Here is an 11,565-nt window from a genome sequence, read left to right on the forward strand (position 1 = left end):
ATTTTGGAATTTAATTTTTAAAATTTGGAATTTAATTTTTGGACTTTCAATTTTGGAATTTAATTTTTGGAATTTAATTTTTAGAATTTGAATTTAATTCGCAACTTCGCTAATAAACTTGATTCGCATCAATCGCAATTCATGCACATCATAATCACCATCAAATTCTTTGAGTGCTCTTTCAATACTATCTGATTCTGATTCCATGAAATAATCATGAATTTCTTCTTGCTGATCATCATCCAGCATATCATCTACCCAATATTTAATATTCAACTTGGTTCCCGAATAAACAATTTGCTCCATTTCTTTGATCAAGGCATCCATATTTAAGCCTTTTGCAGAAGCAATATCTTTAAGGGATAATTTTCGATCTATATTTTGAATAATATAAAGTTTGTTGACTGAATTCGTTCCTGTGGATTTGACTACTAAATCGTCTGGACGAGTTATATCATTATCATTAACATAACTATTAATTAACTCGAGAAATTCCTTTCCATATTTTTTTGCTTTGCCTTCGCCAACTCCATGAATATTGATCATTTCGAATTGCGAAATAGGATATTTTAACGCCATATCTTCTAGGGAAGGGTCTTGGAAAACCACAAATGGTGGAACTCCTACTTTTTTAGCAACCTTTTTACGTAGATCACGCAACATTCCCATCAAAACTTCGTCAGCAACTGCTGATGATTTAGCTGCAGAAACAATCGCTTCATCAACCGTTTCATTATATTCATGATCCTCAGACATCATAAAAGAATGCGGATTTGCAATGAAATCCAAACCTTTTTGAGTTATTTTAACAATCCCGTAAGTCTCAATATCTTTTGACAAAAATCCCGAAACTAATACTTGACGCAACAATGCCATCCAATATTTCTCATCATGATCTGCACCACATCCAAAAAATGTTTGAACATCTGTTCTATGCGCTTTTATTACGGCATTTACGCGCCCTATTAAAGTAAAAACAACTTCTTTTGATTTGTATAAATGCTTTGTGTCTCGCACTACTTGGAGCAATTTAACAACTTGTTCTTGGGCTTCCACTTTAGTTTTTGGATTGCGCACATTGTCATCCATATCAGCTCCTTCGCCAGTAATATCATCAAATTCTTCTCCGAAATAATGAAGCAAAAATTTACGTCGTGACATTGAGGTTTCGGCGTAAGCCACAACTTCTTGCAACAATGCAAATCCAATTTCTTGTTCAGCAACAGGTTTGCCCGACATGAATTTCTCTAATTTCTCGACATCTTTATAGGAATAATAAGCTAAACAATGACCTTCACCGCCGTCTCGACCACCGCGACCTGTTTCTTGATAATAACTTTCAAGTGATTTTGGAATATCGTGATGAATTACAAATCTCACATCAGGTTTGTCAATTCCCATTCCAAAAGCAATTGTTGCCACTACGACATCCACATCTTCCATCAGGAACATATCTTGATGTCTAGCTCGAGTTTTAGCATCTAAACCAGCGTGGTAAGGAACTGCACTTATGCCATTGACTTGCAAAACTTCGGCGATCGCCTCCACTTTCTTTCGACTGAGGCAATATATAATCCCTGATTTTCCTTTGTGCTGTTTGATGAAACGAATAATATCCGATTCAATATTTTTAGTTTTTGTACGTACTTCGTAGTACAAATTAGGTCTATTGAACGATGCCTTAAAAGTGGTAGCGTCAACCATATCAAGATTTTTAAGAATATCTTCTTGAACTTTAGGCGTTGCAGTGGCGGTTAAACCAATAATAGGAACATCACCTAATTGTTTTATGATATGTTTTAGATTTCTATATTCTGGTCTAAAATCATGACCCCATTCAGAAATACAATGGGCTTCATCAATAGCAACGAAAGAGATTTTGACATTTTTAAGAAAATTGACATATTCCTCCTTTGTTAACGATTCGGGCGCTACATAAAGTAGTTTGGTAAGTCCTGAGGTAATATCCGCTTTAACTTGAGTGATTTCAGTTTTATTGAGCGAAGAGTTTAAAACATGCGCAACTCCGTTTTCAGTAGATAAACTTCGTATTGCATCAACCTGATTTTTCATTAAAGCAATTAATGGAGAAACTACTATGGCTGTTCCTTCCTGCATCAAAGCGGGTAATTGATAACAAAGTGATTTTCCGCCACCTGTAGGCATGATCACAAACGTATTCTGTTTATTGAGAATAGTTCTTATCACTTGTTCTTGTAATCCTTTGAATTGGCCAAAGCCAAAATACTTCTTTAATTCTTTATGGATGTCAATTTCGTTTGGATTCATTCTTTAATGTGTGGTAATTTGTTTAAATTTGCGACATCTAAAGATACAAATTTCTTTTAAACTCACAAATTTAAATATTCTGTTTTGATTACAAGAGAAAATACATTGGCTAGCGCCAAAAAAACAATCTTATCGGAAAGCCAATCTATCGCAAAACTAGCTGATTATCTGGATGAAAACTTTGTAGAGGCTACAAAAAAAATATATAACTCAAAAGGCCGATTAGTAATCACAGGAATAGGTAAAAGTGCTATTATTGCTCAAAAGATCGTAGCTTCATTCAATTCTACGGGAACTCCAGCGCTATTTTTACATGCTTCGGAAGCAATTCACGGCGATTTAGGAATGATTCAAAATGAAGATGTTATTATTTGTATCTCAAAAAGTGGTAATAGTCCAGAGATAAAAGTACTTGTTCCTTTGCTTAAAAGATTTGGAAATAGCTTAATTGCAATAACTGGAAATATGACGTCTTTTTTAGCAAAAGGATCAGATATTGTACTTAACACCACAGTTGATTCTGAGGCGTGTCCTAATAATTTAGCTCCTACTAACAGCACAACTGCGCAATTAGTTATGGGTGACGCACTTGTCGTTTGCCTTATGGAAATGCGAGATTTTCAACCGCAGGATTTTGCTATTTATCATCCAGGCGGTGCACTAGGGAAAAAATTATTGCTGAAAGTAAAAGAGATGCTGGAAAACTCCCTAAAACCTATGGTAGGTCCAGACGCTGCAATAAAAAAAGTTATTTTTGAAATCTCTGAAAAGCGTCTTGGAGTTACAGCGGTAGTTGAAAATGAAAAAGTAATAGGCATAATTACCGATGGTGATATCCGAAGAATGTTGAACGATAGAGACACCTTTACAGATTTGACAGCAAGAGATATTATGACAAAAAATCCGAAAATGACATCATCAAATGCTATGGTTGTTGAAGCACTAAATATAATGGAAGACTTTTCAATCACGCAATTAGTTGTTGTTGATGATGGCGAATACAAAGGAGTGTTGCATTTACATGATATTTTAAAAGAAGGAATAGTATAATGGCTAAAAAAAACTTAAACGAAATGTCGTTTTTAGATCATCTTGAAGAATTAAGATGGTTATTAGTAAGAAGCACAGTTGCAATATTGATCTTAGCTACTTTCACTTTTTTTATAAGTGATTATATATTTGATGTTATCATTTTTGGACCAACTACTCCAAATTTTGTCACTTATCGCTTTTTTTGCGACTTGTCAAATCAATTGGGTTTTGCAGAGAATATATGTGTGACTGAAATGCCTTTCATTATTCAAAACGTAAATATGGAAGGCCAAATAAATGTGCTGATTTGGACTTGTATAACCGCTGGATTCATTCTTGGATTTCCGTTTATATTATGGGAAGTTTGGAAATTTATCAGTCCGGCATTATATACAACAGAAAAAAAACACGCTAAACTCTTTATCTTTTCCTCATCGCTTTTATTTTTTATTGGCGTTTTGTTTGGGTACTTCGTAATTGTACCTATGTCAGTAAACTTTTTTGCTACGTTTACAATTAGTGATGTAGTAAAAAATCAGTTCAGCGTTGATTCCTATATTGGATTGGTAAAAACCAGTGTAATAGCTTGCGGATTATTTTTTGAGTTACCAATAATTATTTATTTCCTGACAAAATTAGGTTTAGTAACTCCGGTTTTCTTGAGGAAATACTGGAAATATGCAGTAATTATAATTCTTATTGTGGCGGCAATTGTTACACCACCAGATGTTGTAAGTCAAATTATAGTAACAATTCCAATGTTGTTGATTTATGAATTGAGTATCTTAATTTCAAAAATAGTAGTAAAAAATCAAAATAAATTAAATGGCTGATATAATAGAAGAATTCAATGAATATCGTTCTAGAATGAACGAAAAATTACTGGCAGACAATAATAAAATTGTGAAGCGCATTTTTAATTTGGATACCAATGCTTACGCTGCGGGCGCATTAGACGTGAAAACTAAAGAGTTACTTGGACTAGTAGCATCAGCAGTTTTACGTTGTGATGATTGCGTAAAATACCATTTAGAAACGAGCCACAAAGAAGGCGTTACCAAAGAAGAAATGATGGAAGCCATGGGAATTGCTACGCTTGTGGGCGGAACAATTGTTGTGCCACATTTGCGCCGTGCATACGAATTTTGGGAAGCGTTAGAAGAAAGTGCAACTAAATAATTTTTTAAGAAGTAAAACGGTTTCTTTGTTTATTCGTTTATGTGATTAATAAACATTTAAACTACTGAACAGTTCAACAACAATTAAACGGTCAAGCAGTTAAACGCCTAACTAATTAAGCTTTAAACAAATAAAACATCAAACGATGAAATTAAGAGCCGAGAATCTTGTCAAAACTTACAAAGGACGCAGTGTTGTCAAAGGGATTTCGGTGGAAGTGAACCAGGGCGAAATTGTTGGACTTCTAGGTCCAAACGGCGCTGGGAAAACTACATCTTTCTATATGATTGTAGGATTAGTAAAACCAAATTCAGGTCATATATTTCTCGATGATTTAGACATTACTGATTACCCAATGTACAAAAGAGCACAACAGGGAATAGGTTATTTAGCACAAGAAGCATCTGTATTTAGAAAATTGAGTATTGAAGATAATATTTTAAGCGTTTTACAGCTAACAAAATTGTCAAAAGCAGAGCAAGAAGCTAAAATGGAAAGCTTAATTGACGAATTTAGCTTGGAACACATTCGCACTAATCGCGGTGATTTACTTTCAGGGGGAGAAAGACGGCGAACTGAAATTGCGCGTTGTCTGGCTACAGATCCAAAATTTATACTTTTAGATGAGCCTTTTGCTGGCGTAGATCCAGTTGCTGTGGAAGATATTCAGCGCATTGTTGCGCAGCTGAAAAATAAGAATATCGGAATTTTAATTACAGACCATAACGTTCAGGAAACACTCGCCATTACTGACAAAACGTATTTGATGTTTGAAGGCGGAATTTTGAAAGCAGGAATTCCAGAAGAATTAGTAGAGGACGAAATGGTTAGACGGGTATATTTAGGACAAAATTTTGAATTGCGAAAAAAGAAATTAGAATTTTAATTTTACGAAAAATTAATCTTCAAATAAAGAAGAAAAGCGCTAAAAAAATGATTTGGATGAATAAAAATTAATCTTAACAAGCTGAGAAATGTCAAATAATAAAGAACCTTCCGATGAAACTAAAAGCAGATGGCATCAAGATCCAAACAATTGGTTTTTGGTGCTATTTTATTTTAACAAAGAAGACAAACGCATTTTTCCACCGAAGAGAATTGCGTGGATGGGTTGGACGATAAATTTTGCAAATCCTTTTTCGGTTGGAGTTTTGTTGTTTTTTTTGTTTCTCGTTTTTATAATGGTTTCATTAAAATAGCACTTTTTAAAAACTATCATTCCACCGTTATAAATTGAAGCTGCTGTAAATCTCCATTGTAAATATTCACGTCAACATTTCCTATAATTCCCGGAATTGCTGCTTTCTCTGTGAATTGCCAAAAAAGCCAATCATTTTCAATTTGCTCTCGATAGAAATTATAATTGGCAATCCAAAAAAGATAATCAGAAAACTCCTCTTTTAAAAAATCATCATAATACCGCTCTCCTGAATAAATTATTGGCTTTACTCCATAATGAGATTCTACTGCGTTCAACCAGCGTCGCAATCCAATTTTCAAGTTGGCAATCGACTGATTTTTAGGTAATTTTTCAATATCAAGTACAGGTGGTAAATCTCCTTTTTGCAATTTTACCGTTTTAATAAATAACGCCGCTTGTTCTAGCGAGTTTTCATTAGGTCTGTAATAGTGATAAGCTCCGCGAATCATTCTATTTTCTTTGGCGCCAAGCCAATTTCTTTTAAATTGACGATCGGGACGATCCATACCCACGGTTGCACGAATAAAAACAAAGTGTAAAGGATATTTATTTTCAATGGTATCTACGTATGACCAACTAATTTTTCCCTGATATTCAGAAACATCAATCCCTATACTTTGACCTTCGCTTTTTTCCAAAACTTGAAAATTACGAACATCGGAAATTCTTTTTGCCTCGCTTGCTTCGGTCAGTGTTTTATTAGATTTAAAACTAAAATAATAAGCTAATCCTATTCTATAATGATAAGTAAGTCCGATAAATAAAAGCACAAGAAAAAAACCAATTACATATCGAAAAGTCTTTCCAGAAAAAAAAGCCCTATTTTTCTGAGACTTACGAACGACATTATTTCTTTTTCGGACAATTTTTTTTCTCATTCAAAAACCTACTTTTTAAGTAATTTATTATTTATGATCGAAAGTAAAACATAAAACAAAATCAGCAACGGAATTCCCAGATACTGAAAGAACATCAGTAGCAAAAGGGAACAAATTAAGAAAACGATTTGTAGCAGATTCTCTTTTAAGTTAAACTTTTTTATTTTTAACGAAAATAGCGGAATTTCAGCATTTAACATATATGCACTTAATAACGTGATTACCAATAAAAACCATTGATTGGTAAGCAATTCAATTACAAAAATGGAATCGGTAAATTTTAAAACGAGTGGTAAACTCAAAATAAAAAGCGCGTTTGCAGGCGTAGGCAAACCTATAAAAGAATCCGTTTGACGTGTATCAATATTAAAATTTGCTAAGCGGTAACAAGAACCCAATGTAATTATAAAACCTACATAAGGAAACCATTGTAAATATCCTTCTACCACTGGTGATAAATGGCTAACCATCATTTGAAACATCACTAATCCAGGAACCGCACCACTAGTTATCATGTCAGCTAAAGAATCAAGTTGTAATCCAAGCGGACTAGAAACTTTGAACAAACGAGCAAAAAAACCATCAAAAAAGTCTAGAAATATTCCTAAGCACACAAAGAAAAATGCCATTTCAAACTGCTTATTGAAAGCAAACATTAGCGCAATACAACCTGAAAAAAGATTGAGTAAAGTGATTACGTTTGGTACCTGTTTTTTGATATTCATGAGTGTAAGTTATATATTTTAGTGATGCTTTGCTCAAAATTAAACTTGGTAAAAGGGAATCAAAACATCAATGCTGGCAAATTTAATATAATAAGTTTAGCAGTGGTACGTTTTTCAATACAGATTTATCGCAGAAGTCTTTCTTTTTTAAAATGGTAGTTGATCAGCTGAAATTATTAGCACTGCAAAATTAAATTTATTGGTGAAAGCCTTACATAGTTTAGATTTTTTATTAGAAATTAATTTTTATTAGCAAAAGAAATAAATCACCTTAATAAAAAGTATATTTTTGATAAAAATTAAAAAAACGTTCCATTTTTACAGATGACAGCATTAAAAAGAAGCTTTTTAATTACAATTTTATTTCTAACTGCATTTTGCTATAGTCAGGCCGTTCGCAAGTATTCAAATGAATTTATGAATATTGGCGTTGATGCAGCTGCACTTGGAATGGCGAATACCGTTGTGGCTTCCACAAATGATGTTAATTCAGGTTACTGGAATCCAGCTGGACTTATTAAGCTTGAAGATCATCAGGCATCAGTAATGCATGCAAGCTATTTTGCTAATATTGCACAATATGACTATTTAGCTTACGCCAGTCCAATTGATGATCGCAGTGCATGGGGATTTTCGGTGATCCGTTTTGGGGTTGATGACATTTTAAATACAACTGAACTAATAGATAGCCAAGGCAATATTGACTACAACCGCATCAGTCTTTTTTCGACAGCTGATTATGGCTTTACTTTTTCTTATGCTCGAAAACTTCCCGTTCCCGGCTTCCAATATGGAGTAAATGCTAAGATCATCCGTCGTATTATAGGAGATTTTGCTAATTCATGGGGATTTGGTTTTGACGCAGGAATTCAATTTGAGAAAAATAACTGGCAATTTGGTTTGATGCTCCGCGATATAACCACAACGTATAATGTGTGGAGTATTGACGAAAAAGAATATCAAAAAATCGCAAATGCTATTCCGGGAGAAAATCAAGATTTACCTGAAAGCACTGAGATTACGATACCAAAAGCACAATTAGGGATTGCAAAGAAATTTATAATTAGATATGACTACAGTATTTTGGCTGCAGCCAATATGAACATGCGATTTGCTCAAACCAATGATATTATTTCTACAGATGTTTTGAGTATCGATCCAGCTTTAGGGCTTGAATTTGGTTACACAAATTTGGTTTTCGTTCGTGCGGGCGCGGGAAATTTTCAAAACATACAGCAATTAGACAATACCGAAAGAGTAGGTTTTCAACCTAACATAGGACTTGGTTTTAAATATAAAGGTGTGCAAATAGATTATGCGTTAACTGATTTAGGTAATCAAAGTGCCGCCTTGTATTCTAACATTTTTTCGGTAAAGGTCGATTTGGGATTGTTTAGAAGATAATTTTTCCAACTAAATAATTCTGCACAAACAAAATATAAATGCTATTAATCCATTGGTGTCGTAAAGACTCCAATTTTAAATTTTATCTGTGAATTTCATATCTATAAAAAATAAAATATTTTTTCTTTTCCTATTTTTAACTATTGTTACGAGTTATGGGCAAACTATTTCCTTGTCAAAAGATGCACATGTCAGCGTCCTTAGCTGTGGAACAGGAAATGAAGTGTATTCTCTTTTTGGACACACAGCACTACGAGTTCAAGATAGTTTAAATGGGATTGACTTAGTTTACAACTATGGAGCTTTTGATTTTAACACTCCAAATTTCATTATGAAATTTACCAAAGGAGACTTACAGTATTTTGCAGTAGTCAACTCGTTTAGTGATTTTATAAATCAATATCATTACGAAAAAAGAAGTGTTTACGAGCAAGAATTAGATATCGCAACAGAACTGAAACAACAACTTTTTGACAACCTCAACACTTCTCTTGTCTCAGGAGAGAGCAATTACACTTATAAATTTATTGATAAAAACTGTACCTCGATGGTTGTGGATATTGTCAATAAAACATTAGGAAGTACTGTTATTACAAAAAAAGAAGATACTAATCTCACCTATAGAAGTATTTTGTATCCTTACTTTGACGGACATTTTTATGAAAAATTAGGAACTAGTATCATTTTTGGTACCAAAGTAGATCAAAAAGGAACTCAAATTTTTCTACCACTTGAACTAAAGAAGAGTTTGGAAACAATTACTTTTCGTAATCAAATATTAGCAAAAGAAAGCAAAACATTGTTAGATTATAAAAATGAAGTTCCTTTTTCATGGTGGAACAACACCTATACTTATCTTATATTATTACTACTCATTATTAGTGTGAACAAGAAAAGTACATCACTATTTTACCTTAGTTTAATGGCAGTTATAGGTCTGTTTTTTGGCTTTGTTGGATTTTATTCCCAGCATCTCGAACTCGGTTATAACTATAATATTCTATTGTTTAATCCCGCTTTATTAGGACTATTATATTTATTTTGGACAAAAAACAGACAAGCACTTTATATATTAGCGCTTTTAAATCTACTTTGTCTAGTTGTGTATTTTTTGATTATAATCAACAAAGCGCATTTGATTTTAGTTTTACCATTGATTATAACAAACGCAATATTGATCAGTAGAATATTAATTGAGAATAGAAAGAGAATTCCAGTGATTATCTAGAAAAAAACACTGAAAAATTAAATTTAGTATTAAAAACGCAGTATAGATTGAGTCAATTATAAAGAGGGCATTTAGCAGAAACTTATATATTCTTAAATTTCATGTATGGTTTAAAGACAACAACATTTTATTTGACTACTTAAATTTTATTGTCCTCTATAAAATAATACAGTCGTTATTGTTTTAAAAGCAATGTTTAAATCTAGGTAAATACTACGATGTTTAATGTAATAAAGATCATATTGCAATTTTATCAAACTGTCATCGATACTTTCCCCGTAGGAATAATTAACTTGCGCCCAACCTGTAAGTCCTGGTTTTATCACATGTCGCGTTTCATAAAAAGGCATTATAGTAGCAATTTCTTTTACAAAAACTGGACGTTCAGGACGAGGTCCTATAACTGCCATGTCTCCTTTTAAAATATTGACAAACTGCGGAAACTCATCAATTCTAGTTTTGCGTAAAAACTTACCAAAGCTTGTTACACGCACATCATTAACGGAAGTAAACACAGCTCCATTTGCTTCTGCATTTTTAACCATTGTGCGAAATTTCAAGATTTTAAAAATGATTCCATCCATTCCGACGCGTTCTTGTGTATAAAATAGTTGTCCCCTATTTGCCATCGCATTTCCTACTAAAATTAACGGCAAAATTATCAAACCAATTCCTAAACCCACAAATGAGATTGCTATTTCGAAAATACGTACAATTATCAAGTAAAGTCTGTTTTGATTACTGCGGCTAAAAGGGAAAAAACGATAAAAATCTCTTGACATAAATTGGACTGGAATACGTTGCGTTATACTTTCATAAACTTGAGTATATTCTCGTATAATGTTTCCCGACTCTAATAGATGAAGTAACTGCTGGTACAAATCTGGCGTGATTCCGTCTGTTTTTTGTGAAGCAATCACAATTTCAACTTTGCCATTTTCCTTGACAAACGTAAACATATTATCTCGTTCAATACGTTGCACATGCTTATAATCAATAGTGTTTTCCTCGATCAAATCTGTACTTACGTAACCTATTATTTTATAATGTGGATCTATGTTCTCCAGACCCTCAATCAGTTCTTGCAGTTGATCTTGATCACATATTAAAATTGCTTTTTGAAAAAATCTATTAGACGCTAAAAATTTAACGTACATCATTCGCCACGTGAACAATGCCAAAAATGTAACTGCAAAAAATAATAAAATCTGGATTCGGTTTGAAGGTAATTGTGGGGAAAAAAATGGTGTCAAAAGATAAACTAAAACAGTAGTAGAAACCGTTAAAAGAATGCTTTTTAAAACTTGGAATTGATTACTAGCAACTTGGAGATTATACATTTCGAAAATTGACCCAAAAGCATTGATGTAAATACCTAGAACAATTGCCCAATAATAATTAGAGGCAGAAATAACAAAATAATCGAACTCAAAGAAAATTCCAGTGATATATAAAGCGACCAAAACAGATAATACATCAAAAATACGAAGAATCATTTTTCGCTCTGAAATTTCGAAGTGTATATTTGAAATGGAAAACATCTTTAACAATTTGCAATTGAACCGCAATTTACGGCTTTTGCTGATTATAATTTTAGAAACAATTCAATAATTAATAGACAAAATTTAA

The 11,565-nt window shown here is 33.0% G+C and carries 11 protein-coding genes; 7 read left to right on the forward strand and 4 right to left on the reverse strand.

All coding sequences use genetic code 11. The features are described from left to right. Positions 1–93: 93 nt before the first annotated feature. A complete protein-coding gene (locus tag BUB42_RS03500; RefSeq protein ID WP_073017224.1) occupies positions 94–2,289 on the reverse strand; it encodes an ATP-dependent DNA helicase RecQ in 2,196 nt (731 codons plus the stop codon). An 84-nt stretch (positions 2,290–2,373) separates the two neighbouring features. Here BUB42_RS03500 and BUB42_RS03505 point away from each other — a divergent pair, with 84 nt between their 5' ends. From BUB42_RS03505 to BUB42_RS03525, 5 genes are all read left to right on the forward strand, one after another. After that, entirely contained in the window at positions 2,374–3,339 is a 966-nt protein-coding gene (locus BUB42_RS03505) for a KpsF/GutQ family sugar-phosphate isomerase (RefSeq protein WP_073017226.1), read from the forward strand. Then, positions 3,339–4,154: a twin-arginine translocase subunit TatC gene (tatC, locus tag BUB42_RS03510; RefSeq protein ID WP_073017228.1), complete on the forward strand. Its 816-nt coding sequence runs from the start codon at positions 3,339–3,341 to the stop codon at positions 4,152–4,154. Before BUB42_RS03505 ends, tatC begins: the two co-directional genes overlap by 1 nt. Further along, a complete protein-coding gene (locus tag BUB42_RS03515; RefSeq protein ID WP_073017230.1) occupies positions 4,147–4,500 on the forward strand; it encodes a carboxymuconolactone decarboxylase family protein in 354 nt (117 codons plus the stop codon). The genes tatC and BUB42_RS03515 overlap by 8 nt, the downstream gene beginning before the upstream one ends. Before the next feature lie 145 nt (positions 4,501–4,645). Further along, on the forward strand, positions 4,646–5,386 hold the full coding sequence (gene lptB, locus BUB42_RS03520; protein WP_073017231.1) for an LPS export ABC transporter ATP-binding protein: 741 nt from the start codon (positions 4,646–4,648) through the stop codon (positions 5,384–5,386). A gap of 88 nt (positions 5,387–5,474) precedes the next feature. Beyond that, entirely contained in the window at positions 5,475–5,699 is a 225-nt protein-coding gene (locus BUB42_RS03525) for a DUF5808 domain-containing protein (RefSeq protein WP_073017233.1), read from the forward strand. Between the two features lie 16 nt (positions 5,700–5,715). Here BUB42_RS03525 and BUB42_RS03530 read toward each other — a convergent pair whose 3' ends face one another. Further along, complete coding sequence (locus BUB42_RS03530; RefSeq protein ID WP_073017235.1) at positions 5,716–6,579, reverse strand: glycoside hydrolase family 25 protein; 864 nt, start codon at positions 6,577–6,579, stop codon at positions 5,716–5,718. 8 nt (positions 6,580–6,587) lie between these two features. Beyond that, a complete protein-coding gene (locus BUB42_RS03535) occupies positions 6,588–7,304 on the reverse strand; it encodes a CDP-alcohol phosphatidyltransferase family protein (RefSeq protein ID WP_073017237.1) in 717 nt (238 codons plus the stop codon). A 324-nt stretch (positions 7,305–7,628) separates the two neighbouring features. Between BUB42_RS03535 and BUB42_RS03540 the strand changes: the two genes are divergently transcribed. Together BUB42_RS03540 and BUB42_RS03545 are read left to right on the forward strand one after the other, a co-directional pair. Continuing rightward, a complete protein-coding gene (locus BUB42_RS03540) occupies positions 7,629–8,708 on the forward strand; it encodes a putative type IX sorting system protein PorV2 (RefSeq protein ID WP_244533874.1) in 1,080 nt (359 codons plus the stop codon). A gap of 88 nt (positions 8,709–8,796) precedes the next feature. Further along, positions 8,797–9,936 carry a lipoprotein N-acyltransferase Lnb domain-containing protein gene (locus BUB42_RS03545; protein WP_084118278.1) on the forward strand — a complete coding sequence of 380 codons (1,140 nt, stop codon included), beginning with the start codon at positions 8,797–8,799 and terminating at the stop codon, positions 9,934–9,936. Positions 9,937–10,082: 146 nt separating this feature from the next. Here the strand turns inward: BUB42_RS03545 and BUB42_RS03550 are convergent, their stop codons facing one another. Further along, positions 10,083–11,477, reverse strand: a complete 1,395-nt coding sequence (locus BUB42_RS03550) for an exopolysaccharide biosynthesis polyprenyl glycosylphosphotransferase (RefSeq protein ID WP_073017239.1) — start codon at positions 11,475–11,477, stop codon at positions 10,083–10,085. Positions 11,478–11,565: the final 88 nt, after the last annotated feature.

This window comes from Flavobacterium micromati, assembly GCF_900129585.1.
Taxonomy (GTDB): Bacteria; Bacteroidota; Bacteroidia; order Flavobacteriales; family Flavobacteriaceae; genus Flavobacterium; species Flavobacterium micromati.